This is a genomic window from Actinomycetospora sp. NBRC 106375 (assembly GCF_030269665.1).
Lineage (GTDB): Bacteria > Actinomycetota > Actinomycetes > Mycobacteriales > Pseudonocardiaceae > Actinomycetospora.
This window is the reverse complement of the sequence record NZ_BSTS01000015.1, coordinates 86,551-102,589: the sequence shown is the minus strand read 5'-3', so window position 1 is coordinate 102,589 and position 16,039 is coordinate 86,551. Positions and strand designations below refer to the sequence as shown.

The 16,039-nt window shown below is 74.2% G+C and carries 12 protein-coding genes; 4 read left to right on the top strand and 8 right to left on the bottom strand.

What is annotated here, in order from left to right; genetic code table 11:
* Nucleotides 1-80 precede the first annotated feature (80 nt).
* From QSK03_RS23470 to QSK03_RS23450, 5 genes are all read right to left on the bottom strand, one after another.
* Nucleotides 81-1,226 carry a glycosyltransferase gene (locus tag QSK03_RS23470; RefSeq protein ID WP_285657288.1) on the bottom strand — a complete coding sequence of 382 codons (1,146 nt, stop codon included), beginning with the start codon at nt 1,224-1,226 and terminating at the stop codon, nt 81-83.
* 8 nt (nt 1,227-1,234) lie between these two features.
* Nucleotides 1,235-3,265, bottom strand: coding sequence for a glycosyltransferase (locus tag QSK03_RS23465; protein WP_285657287.1), 2,031 nt, complete (start codon nt 3,263-3,265; stop codon nt 1,235-1,237).
* A gap of 83 nt (nt 3,266-3,348) precedes the next feature.
* A complete protein-coding gene (locus QSK03_RS23460; RefSeq protein ID WP_285657285.1) occupies nt 3,349-4,437 on the bottom strand; it encodes a GNAT family N-acetyltransferase in 1,089 nt (362 codons plus the stop codon).
* A complete protein-coding gene (locus QSK03_RS23455; protein WP_285657283.1) occupies nt 4,434-5,516 on the bottom strand; it encodes a glycosyltransferase family 4 protein in 1,083 nt (360 codons plus the stop codon). The genes QSK03_RS23460 and QSK03_RS23455 overlap by 4 nt, the downstream gene beginning before the upstream one ends.
* Nucleotides 5,513-6,718, bottom strand: coding sequence for a glycosyltransferase family 4 protein (locus QSK03_RS23450; protein ID WP_285657282.1), 1,206 nt, complete (start codon nt 6,716-6,718; stop codon nt 5,513-5,515). Before QSK03_RS23450 ends, QSK03_RS23455 begins: the two co-directional genes overlap by 4 nt.
* A gap of 264 nt (nt 6,719-6,982) precedes the next feature.
* Between QSK03_RS23450 and QSK03_RS23445 the strand changes: the two genes are divergently transcribed.
* Entirely contained in the window at nt 6,983-7,963 is a 981-nt protein-coding gene (locus QSK03_RS23445) for a polysaccharide deacetylase family protein (protein WP_285657280.1), read from the top strand.
* 13 nt (nt 7,964-7,976) lie between these two features.
* On the opposite strand, the gene galE is transcribed toward QSK03_RS23445, so the two are convergent.
* Nucleotides 7,977-8,969 (bottom strand): UDP-glucose 4-epimerase GalE, encoded by a 993-nt coding sequence (gene galE / locus QSK03_RS23440; protein WP_285657279.1) that lies wholly within the window; start codon nt 8,967-8,969, stop codon nt 7,977-7,979.
* 260 nt (nt 8,970-9,229) lie between these two features.
* On the opposite strand from galE, the gene QSK03_RS23435 reads away from it, so the two are divergent.
* Complete coding sequence (locus QSK03_RS23435) at nt 9,230-10,129, top strand: phytanoyl-CoA dioxygenase family protein (RefSeq protein ID WP_285657278.1); 900 nt, start codon at nt 9,230-9,232, stop codon at nt 10,127-10,129.
* 49 nt (nt 10,130-10,178) lie between these two features.
* Here the strand turns inward: QSK03_RS23435 and QSK03_RS23430 are convergent, their stop codons facing one another.
* Nucleotides 10,179-11,543, bottom strand: a complete 1,365-nt coding sequence (locus QSK03_RS23430) for a glutamate-1-semialdehyde 2,1-aminomutase (RefSeq protein ID WP_285657277.1) — start codon at nt 11,541-11,543, stop codon at nt 10,179-10,181.
* Nucleotides 11,544-12,831: 1,288 nt separating this feature from the next.
* Between QSK03_RS23430 and QSK03_RS23425 the strand changes: the two genes are divergently transcribed.
* Both QSK03_RS23425 and QSK03_RS23420 read left to right on the top strand, forming a co-directional pair.
* Nucleotides 12,832-13,047, top strand: a complete 216-nt coding sequence (locus tag QSK03_RS23425; RefSeq protein WP_285657276.1) for a hypothetical protein — start codon at nt 12,832-12,834, stop codon at nt 13,045-13,047.
* Nucleotides 13,048-13,177: 130 nt separating this feature from the next.
* Nucleotides 13,178-13,999 (top strand): hypothetical protein, encoded by an 822-nt coding sequence (locus tag QSK03_RS23420; RefSeq protein ID WP_285657274.1) that lies wholly within the window; start codon nt 13,178-13,180, stop codon nt 13,997-13,999.
* Between the two features lie 237 nt (nt 14,000-14,236).
* On the opposite strand, the gene QSK03_RS23415 is transcribed toward QSK03_RS23420, so the two are convergent.
* Entirely contained in the window at nt 14,237-15,931 is a 1,695-nt protein-coding gene (locus QSK03_RS23415) for a glycine/sarcosine N-methyltransferase (RefSeq protein ID WP_285657272.1), read from the bottom strand.
* Between the last annotated feature and the right edge of the window lie 108 nt (nt 15,932-16,039).

Here is a 16,039-nt window from a genome sequence, read left to right as displayed (position 1 = left end):
TCTCGTCCGGCGGGCGGCCGGGCGTGGTGCGGTTCCGCGCCGTTCCTCCGTGAGACGTCCGGCCCCGTTGCCGGTTGTCCTCAGCGCGAGAGCAGGTCGGAGATCATCCGTTCGCAGCAGCGTGCGGTCGTCTCGATGCTGAAGTCCCGCTCGGCGCGCGAGCGGGCCGCCTTGCCGAACGACCGGCGCAGCTCGTCGTCGCCGGCCAGCTCGCCGAGGCGTCGGGCGAGTGCGTCGAGATCACCCGCGGGCAGCAGGTAGCCCTCCGCGCCGTCGCCGATGATGTCGGGCAGGCCGCCGACGGCCGAGGCGACGACGGGCAGGCCCGCCGCCATCTGCTCGATCACCGACATCGGCACGCCCTCGTGCTTCGAGGGCAGCACGCCGAGATCGGCACCGGCGAGCAGGCGCGGGACGTCGCGGCGCAGGCCGGTGAACACCACCCGGTCGGCCACACCGAGCTGCTCGGCCAATGCGGCCCGCTCCCCGGCCAGCGGCCCCTCGCCGACGACGAGGACCTTGAGACGCGGGTGGTCCGGCGCCAGGCGCGCGAGGGCCTGCAGCAGGAGGTCGTGGCCCTTGATCGGCGTGATCCGCGCGACGATGACCGCGACCACGTCGTCGTCGGCGAACCCGAGCTCCGCGCGCACCTCCGCGCGCTGTGCCGGCGTCGGCAGCTCGGGGATCCGGATGCCGTTGGGCACCACGTACTCGGGGACCCGACGCCACGGGAACCGGCCGACGCCCTCGTGCTCGCGCAGGTACGCGCTCTGGCTGGGCACCAGCAGCGCCAGCCCGTCGGTGACCTTGAGGGTCTCGACGACGTAGGGCGGCAGCGCCCGGTCGCCGACGTGATGGAGGTCCATGTTGTGGACGGCGATGACGTTCGCCGGCACCCGGGCGAGCTTCGCGAACCACGGCCCGAGCACGAGCGGGGCGCGCTGGAAGTGGGGCACCAGCACGACGTCGGGCCGCGTGCGCCGGAAGTGCGTGAACAGCTTCGCGGTCTCCCGCACGTCGGACCAGCCGTGGCGGTCGAAGACCGTGACGTCGAAGCCCGAGGCGCGGAAGTCGTCGGCGAGCGTGCCGCCCTCGCGCAGGCACACCAGCTCCGGGCGCACCTTCTCCGGGTCGAGGTGCCGGAACATCTCGAGGAGCACGACCTCGGCGCCGCCGACGAGCGCGGCGTTGAGCACGAGGCACAGGCGCGCGGGGCGGTCCGGCACGGCGCGCCTCACAGCACGAGGGCGGGGTCGGTGGGCGCCCCGGGGATCGGGTGGCCGAGCAGGCGGGCGAAGGCGCGCTGGTAGTCGTCCACCATCGCGGCCACCGTGTAGTGCGACAGCGCCCGCTCGCGGCCCGCGGCAGCCAGCGCGGCGGTGCCGGCGGGGTCGTCGATCACCGTCCGCAGCTCGGAGGTCCACCGCTCGCGCGTCAGCGGGTCGACCATGATCCCGGCGCGGCCGTCGTCGAGCATCTCGGGCACCGCGCCGGAGATCGACGCCATGACGGGTACGCCGCGCATCATCGCCTCGACCATGACCAGCGGGAACGCCTCGAACCCGCTGGGGACGCAGAGGACGTCCATCTGCTCGAAGGCCTCGTCGGGCCCGAACGCCCGGCCCCGCCAGCGCACGCGGTCGCGCAGGTGCTCGGGGGTGCGGCGCTCGAGGTCGGCGCGGTCGGGACCCTCGCCGAAGATGTCGAGCGTCCAGTCCCCGGGCCGGTCGAGGGCGTCGAGCGCCTCGGCGAGCAGCAGCGGGTTCTTGTACTCGACGATCCGGGTCATCATCCCGAAGCGCACCGGTCCGCCGTCGGCCGCGGGCCGGTAGGGCCGCTCCGGGGCTGCCGGGATGCCGTTGGGCGCGATCATCACCGTGTCGGTCAGCGTCTGGAACCGGGTGAGGTCGACGTGGTGCTGGCGCGCGAGCACGAGCAGCGCGTCGGCCGAGCGCAGGGCCCGCGCCTGGTGCTCGCTGTAGGTGGCGTGGTCGAGCTCCGCGGGGTCGTGGCTCGCCGGCATCCACAGGCGCCGCTGCCCGTGCAGCCGGCCCTGGGCCCGCCAGCCGAGCGCGAAGCCGATCTCGGTGTTGGTGACGCCGCCGACGAGGATCGCCTCGTCGGTCCCGACGTCGACCAGCGGCTGCCACCACGGCTGCAGGAGCAGGCGCACGCGCGGGTCCAGCTCGGCGGTGTACGGGCCGAGCTTCTGCAGGGCGACGACCGTCACCGGGTGGCCGCGCTCGAGCAGCTCGTTGGCGAGCATCACCCGCTGGCGCTCGGCGCCGCCGAGCTCGAGGCCGTTCGAGATGACGACGATCGCGGGCCGGCCGCCCGACCGCTGCGCCGCCGCCGTCCGCTCGCGCCGCCGCCGGGCGCGCGGAGCGGGCCGGACGCGGTCGAGCACCGCGGCGCCGGCGGAGAACAGGGCCCCGCGGCCGCCGTTGTTGCGGATGCCCAGCACCATCGTGCGGGACGCGCGCCGCAGGTCGTCGGGGCGCTGGACCGTGCGCTCGTCGCTCGGGACGTCCCCGGCCACCGGGCGCAGGAGCCCGTCGGGGGCGGCCACGCGGGCCTGCGGCTCGGGCTCGGACACCAGGCGCAGCGACCACCCGGCCGCCCGCGCGGCGCGCTGCCAGGCCGCCTCCTCGCCGCCGTCGAAGAAGCGCTCGTCGAACGTCCCGACCGCGTCCCACGCGTCGCGGGAGATCAGCAGGCAGCGCCGCAGCAGGTAGCCGTCGACGGTGTCCGGCGCGGTGGCGTAGAGCTCGCTCGCGCCGCGTCCGCGCAGGGCGTCCGACCATCCGGCGACGCCGACGAGGTTGCGGACCACCGTCTGCGGGCGCCGGGCGACGTCCCACGGCAGCCACGCGCCGTCGGCATCGACGACCGCGGGGGAGACGGCCGCGACGCCGGGCTCGGCGAGCACCTCGCGCGCCCCGGTCAGCGGACCGAGGAGCTCGACCGCAGGGTCGAGCAGCAGGGCGTCGTCGTCGCCGGCCTGGGCCATCAGGCGATTGGTCGCGGTCACGGGGCCGAGGTCGGCGTCCCAGAACGTCCACGTGACGTCGCGGCGGTGCTCGGCCAGCTCGGCGATCGCCGGCGTCGCCGCGTCCCGGTTGTCCCACACGTGGACCCGGGCCTCGGGCAGCCACTTGTCGACGCTCGCGAGGGCACGTTCCAGCAGGTCCGCGCGGGCCGGGGAGACGATGAGGACGGCCAGTCCCCGTGCCGAGCCGCCGACCGCTTCCTCGCTGGCACCCACCCGCACGTCCTCCTGTGGCTTCTCGGGCCGCGTCGATGGTGGCACGACGCGGCGGTCGTCCCGGGCGGGCCCGGGGTCGCCCGTCACAGACGGCGGGCGTGGGACACGAGCCACTCGCCGTCGAGGTGGCTCAGCAGCGAACGCGTGGAGCCCAGCAGCGACAGTGCCGTGGAGTCCTGGGACGCGACGAGCGCGCGCGCCGAGCGCCGCACGATCACACCCGGTCGGGACAGGACGCCGGACAGCACGGGCTCGAGACGGCCGTGGACCACCGCGGCGCCCTCGTCCCACGCCGACCGGAACAGGTGGTCGATCACCGGGTCCGGGTCGTTGCCCGGGACGCCGACCTGCAGGACCTGCGCCACGCCGCCCGGGGGCAGCACGTAGACGAACCAGCCCAGCACGCGGCCGCTCGCGCCGCGCACGAGGCGCGCGACCGGCCGCCCGACGCGGGGCACGGCGTCGACCTCGTCGAACGCCCACTTGAGGAACGCCGCGTCGTAGTCCGGGTAGAGCCGCATCCGGCGCCCGATGCTGCTCATCTGCTCGAGCAGCTCCGAGAGCGTCAGCGGCTCGCGGCTGCCCGCGGGCTCCGGGGGCTCCGTCGCGAGCCGCGGCACCCGCCCGGCGAGCGCGTCCACCGGGCCGCCGACGGCGCGCGCGGCGCGGCGCAGCAGGCCCTCGCGCTCGCGGGAGTCCATGAGGGCGCCGGCCGCGCGACCGGGGCGCAGCACGCGGTACCAGCCGACGCTGGCGTGCACGAGCTCCTGGCCGCCGAGCTCGCGCCACATGCGCAGCGAGTCGTCGTTGGAGCGGTCGGCGAGGGTGAGGTCCTGCGGGCCCCCCATGAGCTTGCGCAGGAGCAGCGCGCCGACGCCGCGGGGGCGCTGGTCGGGCCGCACGACGAGGTTGCTGCTGACCGCCACGCGCGCGGCGCGCCCGTCGACGCGCACCCGCCGCGTGCTCGCGCCGATGAACCCGACGATCTCCCCGTCGCCGGTCTCGTGCACCAGCGACGGGATGTCCGGGTCGGCCCACGGGTCGTCGAGCAGGATCCGCCCGAAGTACCGGGCGACCTCGGTGGTGCTGCTCGAGCCGGTGCCCATGACCTGGTCGAAGAGCCCGGCGACGGCGTCGAGGTCGCGCCGTTCCAGTGCCCGGATGCCGCTCACACCGTCACCCCCGCGAGCGAGCGCCACAGGTCGGCGAGCCGGGCCGCCCACGCGTCGGCGGCGTAGCCGCGGACGTCCTCGCGGGCGCGGGCGCCGATCGCGTGCCGGCAGGTGTCGTCGACGAGGAGCTTGCCGAGCGCGGTGGCGAGGGCCTCCGCGTCGGCGACGGGCACCAGCACGCCGGTGTCGCCGTCACGGATCAGCGCCGGGAGGCCGCCGACCGGCGTCACCACCGGCGTCAGCCCCCAGGCCATGGCCTCGAGCACCGACATCGGCAGGCCCTCGGCGTGGCTGGGCAGCAGCAGGATCTGGGCCCGGGCCAGGAGCGCGTCGCGCTCGTCGGGCCCCAGGTAGCCCGAGACCTCGATCGCGTCGCCGACGCCGGCCTCGCGGATCGCCGCCCGCAGCGGCGCGGGGTCCTCGTGTCCCGCGGCGACGACGCGCAGGCGCTCGCGCTGCTCGGCGGGCAGGAGCGCCACGGCGCGCACGATGTCGAAGACGCCCTTCTTCTCGCGCAGGGCACCGAGGAACGCCGCGACCACCGGGCCGTCGCCGTCGCGGGCGGGGACCGTCGCCGGCCACTCGACGGGGTTGGTCATCATGACCATCCGCTCGGCCGGCACGCCGAGGCGCCGCGCGTAGCCGTCGCGGACCTCCTCGTTGAGCACGATCACGCGGTCGGCCACGAGCAGGCGGCGCACGAGCCGCTGGGCGGGGCGGGGCAGCCCGTCGAACCAGTCGAGGAAGAGCCCGGCGTGCGCGTGCACGACGGTCGCGGCGCCGCGGGCGCGCGCCACCGCGAGGATCACGCCCTTGCGCAGGACGCTCGCCTTCTTCGAGAGGTTGACGTGCACGACGTCGATGCGCCGCGTCAGCAGGCTCAGGACCGCGCCGCCGACGCCGACCACCGACTGGCGCAGCCGCGTCGCGGCGCCGCCCTCGGTGAAGGTCGCGTGGACGTGCAGCTCGACGTCGTCGGGGACCCACTTCTCCAGGAGCCGCTGCATCGCCGGGATGCCGCCGTAGGTGCGGGCGGACGAGCCGGCGACGAGGACCTGCAGGCGTCGGGATGCGGTCATCGTGTCCGGGGTCGGTGGGCTCTGTGGGCGAGGTCGTACGCCGCGACGAGGGCCTGCTCCGACTGCTTCCACGACAGCGGGCCGGTGACCCGGTCGCGGCCGATCTCACCCATGCGCCGGCGGCGCTCGGGGTCGTCGAGCAGCTCGGAGATCAGTCCGGCGAACTCCTCCTCGGAGTTGTCGCTCGCGTACACGGCGGCCTCGTCGGCGGAGACCCGCGACTCGCGCAGGTCGAACGAGACGACCGGGATCCCCATCGCCATGTACTCCACGATCTTGTTCATCGTGGAGAGGTCGTTGAGGGGATTGCGGGGGTCGGGGGCGAGCCCGACCGACGCCGTCGAGAGGTAGCGCAGGATGTCCGGGGTGTTCGTCCACCCGGTGAACGTGGTGCAGTCCGCGAGGCCCATCGAGTGGGCGAGCGCCCGCACGTCGTCGAGCGCGTCGCCGTTGCCCATGAACACGGCGTGCCAGTCGTCGCGGTGCTCGGCGCGCAGGTGCGCCAGCGCGCGCACCGCGTAGTCGACGCCGTCCTGCGGGCCCATGACGCCGAGGTAGGCGAGCAGGTGCTTCTTGCCCTGCCGGAGTGCGGGCTCGACGGGCACCTCGTGGAACCGCTCGCCGGCCGGGGCGCTGCGCACGGTGAAGGTGCGCTCGGGACGCACGCGCCCGCGCCGCACAGCGAGCTCGCGGTAGCTCTCGTTGGTCGAGACGACGACGTCGGCGGTGCGGTAGGTGAGGAACTCGACGAGGCGCATCGCCCAGTACAGGGCGTCGCGCTTCGGGCGGAAGCGGGAGAGGTAGAGCTCGGGGATCAGGTCGTGCTGGTCGAAGATGACCCGCGTGCCGCCGAGCTTGAGGACCAGCGCGATGACGAAGAACAGGTCCGGCGGGTTGCACAGGTGCACGACGTCGATCGGGCCGCGGCGGCGGACATTGCGCGTCGCCCGGTAGGTCCGCCAGAGCGCCTGCCCGTACTCGCGGAGGTAGCCCGCGGGCCCCCCGGTCGCGGCGTCCAGCGGGTAGCGCTGGATGTGGACGCCGTCGACGACCGCCTCGGGATCGGTGTCGCGGTCGTCGCCCTGCGGGCAGATGACCTCGACGTCCCAGCCGTGGTCGCGCAGCGTCATGCACTCCTGCCAGACCCGGCGGTCCGCCGGGACCGACAGGTTCTCGACGAGGATCAGCGCCCTACCGGTCACAACACTCCCCTCCGTGGGCGATTCCCCGTCGGATGTCGTGCTCACCGCGCTCCATCACCTGGTCCTCCATGTCGCCTGCCGACCACCGACGGTGGTCGACATGGTCGCTGCGCGAAGCTATCAGCGGCCGGAGGAGGGCCGTCCTCCCGCTCCCCTCCCGTTCTAGGACGTCCGGGCACCCCCCGTCGTTGCCGCGGATCCGGACACACGACGACGCCGCACCGTCGTCGGGCGCGCGACCGGCGGCTCCTAGGATCGGCCGCCATGAGCCGTCGGCTGCTGGTGCTGGGTTGGCACAACATCGACCCCACGCCGTACGCGCCGGCCGATCCCGAGACGGGTCGCCGGGGCTTCGAGCGGCAGCTCGCGCTGCTCGACCGGCTGGCCACGGTGGTCCCGCTCTCCGACGCCGTGGACATCCTCGCCGCGGGCGGCTCGCTGCCGCCGCGGTCGGTCGCGCTGACGTTCGACGACGGCTACGCGGACTGGCTCGACGCGGCGGTGCCCGCGCTCGACCGCCACGGCGTGCACGGCACGTTCTTCCTGGTCTCGGACATCCTGAGCCGCGAGGTGGGCGCCTGGTGGGAGGACCTCGCGGCCGCGTTCGACCGCGCCGAGGTCGCCCACCTCGAGTGGGCCGGGCGGACCCACGACCTGTCGACGCCGCAGGCCCGCCACGCCACGCAGGAGGCGCTCAAGAGCGAGCTCAAGCTCGTCGACCGGGCCACCCGCGTCGCCGCCGTCGACGCGATCGCCGCCCGCATCGCCCCCTCCGCGCCCGCGGCCTCCCCGTCGCTGTTCCTCGACTGGGACGGCGCCCGCGCCCTGGCCGCCACGGGGCACGGCGTGGGGTCCCACACGGTGACGCACCCCATCCTCGCGCGGGAGGAGCCCGACACCCAGCTCGCCGAGCTCACCGACTCCCGGCGCGCGCTCGAGGACGGGCTCGGCCAGACCGTGGACCTGCTCGCCTACCCGAACGGCAACAAGGGTGACTACGACGAGCGGACGATGGACTTCGCCGAACGGGCGGGCTACCGCGCCGCGATCACGACCCGCGCCGGCCTGGCCAGTCCGGACGCCTCGCCGTTCGCGATGCGCCGCATCCTCGTGACGCCGCACACCGATCTGGGCGAGCTGATGGGCAAGGTCGGCCGGAAGTCGACGAAGCTCGCCGGCGCGGTGGTGCGCCGCGGCGTGGGCCTGGCGACGACCGTCGCGGACAGGTGCGCTCCGCGCACGTGAGCACCTGGGCGCGCTATAGCGTGCCGAACTGCTCACGAGCGCGCAGCGCACTGGTGACGATGTCGTCGAGGTCGCGGGTCGCGGTCCAGCCGAGGCGTTCGCGGATGCGGGTGACGTCGGCGACGACCGCGGGCGGGTCGCCGGGGCGGCGGTCGGCCACCGCGGGCTCAACGGACCGGCCGGTGGCGCGGGCGATGGCCGCGACGACCTCGAGCACCGAGTAGCCGCGCCCGACGCCGACGTTGAGCGTCTCGGCGCCGGGCTCCTCGAGCAGCGCGGTCGCGGCGACGTGGGCGTCGGCGAGGTCGTCGACGTGGACGAAGTCGCGCACGCAGCTGCCGTCCGGGGTGTCGTAATCGGTGCCGAACACCGCCGGCGCCGCGCCGCGGGCGACGGCGTCGAGCGCGATCGGCACGAGGTTGGCCTGCCCGCGGTCGGCGAGGCGGGCGTCGCGGGCGCCGGCGACGTTGAAGTAGCGCAGTGCGACGTAGCGCAGGCCGGTGGAGCGGTGGACGTCGGCGAGCATCCACTCCCCGGCGAGCTTGGTGCTGCCGTAGGCGTTCACCGGCGCGCAGGGGGCGTCCTCGGCGACCGCGGCGCCGGAGGTCGCGCCGTAGACCGCCGCGCTCGAGGAGTAGACGACGCGATCGACGCCGGTGCGGGTGGCGGCCTCGAGCACCGAGCGCAGGCCCTCGATGTTCTCGTGCCAGTACCAGAGCGGGTGGGCCACGGACTCCGGGACGCTCTTGCGCGCGGCGAAGTGCATGACGCCGTCGAGGCGGTGCCCGGTGATCGCCCCGGCGACGGCGTCGGTGTCCAGGACGGTCGCGCGCACCAGCGGCACGTCGTCGTCGACGCGCTCGGCGAGGCCGCTCGTGAGGTCGTCGAGCACCACGACGTCGTCGCCGCGCGCCCGCAGCGCCCGCACGGTGTGCGCGCCGATGTAGCCCGCACCCCCGGTCACCAGCCACCGCTGCTCCACCTCGCCGCTCCCCTCGCGTGTCACCGGACGAGTTCCCGGGCGAGGAGGTTACGAGGCACCCGCGGACAGCCGCTTGATCGTCCCGTGATGTGCGCGGAGCGTGACTGAGATCGTCACACAATGCCCCGTCCGAATTGTCGCATTACCACGAACGAGTGACAGATGGAGAAACGAATCGTTGAACGAGACCGACACCACCAGTGCAGAACCACCGATCCGGTGTCTCCCTGCGAGGTCCGATGTCGCGGCCGGGGGAGGGAGGCCGGGGGCCGAGGAGGTAGGACATGACCAACGTGCTGTCGAACCCGCCGTTCGACGACGCGACCCGCCGCGCGTACCTCTACCGCGGTGACGTCCTCGTCTACGGGGCGGGACCCAGCACGCTCGCGCTCGTCGAGTTCACCCGCGACCTCGTGCAGGAGGCGTTCGGGGATCTCGATCCCGAGCTCGCGCAGCACACCATGGACGTGCACGAGTACGCGGCGCTGCTCGCCGAGCTCAAGCCGCGGTTCATCCACCACCCGCGGTGCAAGGAGCTGCTCCCGCAGATCCTCTCCGAGCGCGGGTGCGACCTGGAGCGCACCTACTTCGACGTGCCGCGGCTGCGCACGTCGACGTCGGACGACTACCTGACCACCGGCATCGCGTTCGCGTTCCACCCGCACCGCGACACCTGGTACTCCGCGCCCCTGTGCCAGACCAACTGGTGGATGCCGGTCTACCCCGCGACGAGCGACAACGTCATGGCCTTCCACCCGAAGTACATGACGCAGGGGATCGCGAACGGCTCCTACCGCTACGACTACGTCGAGTGGAACCGGACGAGCCGCAAGGACGCCGCGAAGCACGTCGGCACCGACACCCGCGACCAGCCCACCCCCGAGGAGCCGATCGAGCTCGACCCGCAGGTGCGCGTCGTGCCCGAGGTCGGCGGGATGATGGTCTTCTCGGGCAACCAGCTCCACTCCTCGGTGCCGAACACCTCGGGGCGCACCCGTTTCTCGATCGACTTCCGGGTCGTCGACATCGACGACGTGGCGGCGCGGCGGGGCTCGCCGAACCTCGACTGCCGGTGCACGGGCACGACGCTGCGCGACTTCGTGCGGGCGTCCGACCTCGCGCCGATGCCCGAGGAGCTCGCGGCGGCCTACGACGGCGCCGCGGTGCCGGTGGTGATGGCCTGACCGCTCCCCGCGGCGGCTCCCGGGTGGGCCGCCGCGGGACCGCCGTCGCCTACGTGAGCCGTCGGGGCGCCGCCATCGGACGCAGGGCCGGCGCGACGGGGCGGCCGTCGAGCACCGACCCGGCGCCCTCGGCCAGCGCCCGTTCGTAGGCCGGGAGCGCGCCGGCCACGGCGGCCACGGTCTGCTCGACGTCGGCGTCGGTGTGCGCCGCGGAGATGACGAACGACTGCCCGAGCACCCCGCGGCGCAGCAGCTCGGCGAGGAAGACCGTGCGCATCTCCTGCGACGGCCTGCCCTCGGCGTCCCGGGTGCGGAACACCAGGCACGACGGGTGGCCCGCGACGTCGACGTACTCGCTCATGCCGGCCGCCGCGATCACCTCGTTGGCGGCCTCGGCGAGCGTCGTGCCCTGGCGGCGCATCGTCGCGACCGGGTCCTCGCGGCGGTAGGCCTCGACGACGGCCCGGAACGCGGTGAGCCCGGCGGTCTCGGGGCCGTGGGTGGTCGAGAGCAGGAACACGCGCTCGCGGTCCGTGCGCAGGCCACCCAGCTCCATGAGCTCGCGCCGCCCGGCCAGCGCGGACACCGGGAAGCCGTTGCCCATCGCCTTGCCCCACGTCGAGAGGTCCGGCGTGACGCCGTAGACGCCCTGGGCCCCGTGCTCCGACCAGCGGAACCCGGTGATCATCTCGTCGAACACCAGGACCGCGCCCTGCGCCGTGCACAGCTCGCGGACGCCCTCGAGGAAGCCCGGCGCGGGCTCGAGCAGCCCCGTGGCGGCCTCCATGAACACGGCGGCGATGCGGCCCGGGTAGGCGTCGAAGAGCGCGCGCAGCGACGCGACGTCGTTGTAGGCGAAGCGGACGGTCTCGTGGCGCGTCGTCTCGGGGATGCCGGCGTTCATCGGCGTGTGGCCGATGAACCAGTCGTCGGTCGAGAAGAACGGCTGGTCGGCCACGGCGACCATGTCCCGCCCCGTGGCCGCGCGGGCCAGCTTCAGCGCGGCGGTGGTCGCGTCGGACCCGTTCTTGGCGAACTTGACCATGTCCGCGCCCGACACGAGGCCCAGGAAGTCCTCGGCGGCCTGCAGCTCCAGGCGGTGGGGGCGGGAGAAGCTGATGCCGTCGTCGAGCGCTGCCCGGACCGCGGCGTTCACCGGCTCGTACGCGTGGCCCAGCGTCACGGCGCGCAGCCCCATGCCGTACTCGACGTATTCGTTCCCGTCCACGTCCCAGACCCGCGCCCCGCGACCGCGCTCGAGGACCGGGGTCATGTGCTCGGGGTACTGGTCCGAGCCGCGCGCGTAGGTGTGCGCCCCGCCGGGCACGAGGTCGTGCAGGCGGGACTGCAGGCGGTTCGACTCGGTGAGCTCGATGTCGGTCTCCGGACCGGACGGATACGACACGGACGTCATGGGCCTCAGCTTCCCTGGTCGACGCGTGCTGGCCGCGCGGGGGTCGGGCGGGGTCGGGCGGTGGTCGGCGGCGTCCTCGGCGTCGGGCCCGATCATTCGACGTCCGGGGTGAGCGCTGCGTTGCTCCGGGAGGGACGAGCGTCACCCGGTGCGGAACGTAGCCAGCTTGACACGCTGCGTGGCGTCACGGGAGGAGTCTCCCGCACGGGCTCCCGCCACTCCGACGGCCCAGCAGCGGTCCCCCGGACAGGACGCGCTGCGTGGACGCGACACACTGGTCCGCATGGCAGCACCGGCCGAACCCCCCGGAGCAGGAGCTCGCGGGCCGAACGGGCGCCACGCGCGGCGTGACGGCGCCCGCCCGGCGTTGGGTCCACGGCACGCGGCCCCGGCCGACGAGGAGCTCGCGGTCGCGGGTGATGCCGTCCCGGGCGACGCCGAGCCGCGTGGGAGCCACGGTGCGTCGGAGGCGTCGGAGGCGTCGGAGCGGCACGGGTCGCCGGGCGAGGTGGCCCGGGGCGGGGTGTCCTCTGCCGGCGGGCGGCACGGGGCGTCGCCCGGTCCGGTGGCACCGGCGCGAGGATCCGAGCCGGACCGAGCCGTGGCGGTGCCGAGTGGGGGTGCCGACACCGACACCGTCGTGCGCGAGCCCTGGCCCCTCGCGGCGTCCTCGGACGCGTTGGCGGCCGTGCCGTCTTCCGGACCGTCGTCCCCGGTCCTCGCCGCGGTGCCGTCCGCCCCGCCCGGCGACGACGCCGTCACCGCCGTGGCGCCGACCTCGGTGCTCGGATCCCGGCGCCTGACCTCGGTGCCGGCCGGACCTGACGGGCCCGGCAGCACCACCACGCTCCTGCCCGGGTCGCCGGCCGCCCCCACGGCCCACGCCGGCGTCGCGGGCCTGCGTCCGGTGCCGCCGCCGGGCGCCGGGCCCGTGCCCCAGGCGGGGCCCGGACCTCAGGCCGGGCCGGGGCCTGCGGCGGGCCCCGGTGCACCGTCTGGGCCTGCTGCGCCTGCGGGACCCGTGCCGTCGGCCGGCGCCGTGCCACTGGTCGGCCCCGTTCCGCCGACCGGGCCTGGCGCGCCCGCGGGACCTCGTGCGTCCGCGGGGGCCGGGGCGCCTGCCGTGACTCCCGGCCCCGCGCCGTCCCGCGGTCCCGTCGCGCCACCGGCCGGGGCTGCGTCCGGTCCTGGTCTCGGGCCGGTGCCTCCTCCGTCGGCCGGGCCGGCGCCGTCGGGCCCGCCCGCACCCGGCCGGGGCCCGTCGGCGTCGGCGCCCGCGGAGCCACCCGTGCGCACGGCGGTCTCGCCGCCCTCGCAGCCCCGCACCCTCACGGCGCCGCCGACCGTCCCGCCGCCGCCCGGCGGCACCGAGGGGGAGCCGCCGGCCCCGGGCGGGACGGCGTCCTCGGGTCGCCGGCGGGCGCCGATCCGGCGCGAGCCCGTGCCTGGCACGCCGGTCGCCGGGTCGCGGCCGGTCTGGGGCCCGCCGCAGCCCGCGCGCTGAGCCCGCCCCGGCCCCGGAGACGAACGAACGGCGCTCTCGCTGCGTGCGATGCAGCGAACGCGCCGTTCATGTCTCGGGCCTGGCGGCGTCCGGACGATCGCGGTGCTCCGCACCTGGCAGAGTCCGGGCGGTGGGCGACGCGGAGGTGACGGCGCGGATCGTCGACCTCGCTGCCGCCATGAGCCGCCGCGGCCCGTACCGGGCGCCCGTCGGCGCCGAGGTGGACGACCTCGCCGACCTGGCCGACGCGCTCGCCGCCGCGGACGTCGTCCGGGCGTGCCGGACGGGGGAGCGCCTGGGCCTCGCGGCCGAGAAGATCGACGGCGAGCTCGTGCTGTCGTCGGACCCGACGGCCGAGCGCGCGTGGCTCGTCCTCGTGTTCCGGCCCGGGGTGGCGCCGGACGCGGTGGTCGAGGTGCCGCACCCCAACGCCGACCTCGACACCGAGCGGATCGCATTCGCCGTCCACGAGCGACGTCCCGCCACGCTGGTCCTGCAGGCCGGCGCCCACCGGATCGCCGGCGCACCGCGCACGGCCACCGACCGCGTCGACTGCCCCGCCGACGTCGTCGTCCGCGAGGACAGCCCGTTCGCCCGGATCGCCGCGGTCCTCGCGGGGCGAGGGCTCCCGCAGGTCCAGCTGCACGGTTTCGCGGACCGGGGCGACGTCGACGTCGTGCTCTCGCCCGGGGCGGCGGCGCACGGGGCCCTCGTCGACGCCGTGCGCGCCGGGCTGGCGGCCGCGGGTGAGCGCATCAGCACCGGCGACGACCCGCGTTGGGCGGACCTCCTCGGGCGGCGCAACGTCCAGGGCCGCGCGGCCGCGCGGGCCGGGGCGGCGTTCGTGCACCTCGAGCTGTCCCGGTCCCTGCGCCGCGACCCCGAGCGTCGGGACGCGGTCGCCGACGCCCTCGCCGCGGCCCTCGACGCCGCGAGCGGGCGGATGTCCTGACAATGAACGAGGGTGTTTCGCCTCCGGCGCGGCGGCTCCGCTTCGCTGCGTGCCGCCTGTGGACGCCAGGCTGGCACCCCGACGGCGTGTCGCATCAGCGAGCGTGTGGCGATTCTGGCGTCAGACGCCAGGAAAGCCGCATTGCTCGAACACCCCGGGCTTCGCAGACACGGCACGGGGCCGGTCGGAGGAGATCCGACCGGCCCCGTGCGCGTCGTGCGGGGCGAGCTGGGAGCGTCAGCGGCGGATGCGGAAGATGCCCCAGGCGAGCTGGCCGCTCTTGCCGCCGTTCACCCAGTTCTTCAGGCCCGTCTTCATGTTCGAGATGTACTCGTCGGAGATCGTGTCCTTGAACTTCGGCTCCGCGGCCTCGAGCTCAGCGAGGACGCGCCCGTAGTGGGTCGTGAGCTGCTGGGTGTGGTCCTCGAACGAGAAGTTGTTGAAGCCGTGCTTCGAGAACTCCTCGCGGTAGAAGCCCGGCGAGCCGAGCGTGTCGAGGTGCAGCCGGGCCAGGATCGGCGAGAGCGCCGAGGTGTCGGCGTTGTCGTCGGCCATCGGGTCGGTGAACACGACCTGCCCCTTGGGGGTGAGCACGCGCTCGATCTCGGCGATCACCTGCCGGCGCTCGCCGGAGTGCAGGAAGGCGTCCTGCGACCAGACGAGGTCGTAGTAGTTGTCCTGCACCGGCATGCTCTCGAACGACCCGTCGACGACGTCGACGAGGTGGTCGAGGCCCTGGGCGCGGTTCTTCTCGCGGTTCCGCTCGTTCTCGACCTCGGAGAGGTTGAGGCACGTGACGTGGCAGCCGAACGTCTTCGCGAGCCAGCGGGCCGAGCCGCCGTAGCCGGCACCCATGTCGAGGATGCGGGTCTTGTCGGTGATGCCCAGGTCCTGGGCCATCCGCTCGACCGTGCGCTGGGACGCGGGAGCGATCGCCTCGTCGGGGCTGTCGTACAGCCCGACGTGGATGTCCTCGCCGCCCCAGACCTCGTGGTAGAAGGTGTCGGCGTCGGTCGAGTTGTAGTAGTCGCGCGCGGTGTGGACCGCGGTCGAGTAGCTCTCAGTCAATTCATCGTCCGGTCGGTAGGTCTTCTCGGCCACGTGGATCCAGAAGTCCGGCGTCTCGTCGCCGTAGGTCTCCTGGAAGTCCCCGTACGTGTCGACCTTCTGGAACCCGACCTCGCGCATGAGCCGGCGCACGTAGTCCTTGCGCAACGGGAACATGTTGAGGTGGTACACGGAACCGTCGTCGTGGAACGTGTACCGGAAACGGGCGAGGCCGTCGTCGATGTACTCCGGCTCGGCGGTCACCGTGTCGCCGCAGTAGAAGTACTTGTGCTTCGACGAGAACCCGTGGTCGAGGATCTCGTCGTAGTTGCGCTGATCGAGGATCAGCACGCCGTCGTGCTTCAGCATCGCGTAGAACTCGGCCAACGCCTTGCGCCGGTCGCGCTCGTTGAACAGATGCGTGAAGGAATTGCCCAGGCAGATGATCGCGTCGTACTCGCCGTGGACGTCACGGTTGAGCCAGCGCCAGTCCGCCTGGACCACTCGCAGCACGTGCCCGTGCTGGCGGCCGTTCTCGAACGCCTTCGCGAGCATCTCCGCGCTGCCGTCGGCGGAGACCGTCTCGAAGCCGGCCTTCAGGAGCTGGAGCGAGTTGAAGCCCGTGCCGGTGGCGACGTCGAGCACCTTCTCGACCCCGCGGGCCGAGAGCTGATCGATGAAGAACGAGCCCTCACTGGCGGCCCGGTCGTCCCAGCCGATGTAGTCGTCCCACTTGTCCACGAACCCCTTGATGTATTCCTCTTGGTAGTGGTTCGTGTCTCGGACTTCGTTCGGGTTCTCGCCGAACTCCTGGTGAACGTCGGCCTCGGTGTACTCGTCGAGGCCAGCCGCGGTGTCGGGGCTCCGGTCTGCGGCTGCGGTCATGTGTCCTCCGGACGTCGGTGACGCTTCCGGAGAGACGACGCTAGGCAGTCCGGCGCCGTCCCGGAACCACCCCCCGGGGCTGTACGGTCGACAGAATCGATACAGCGC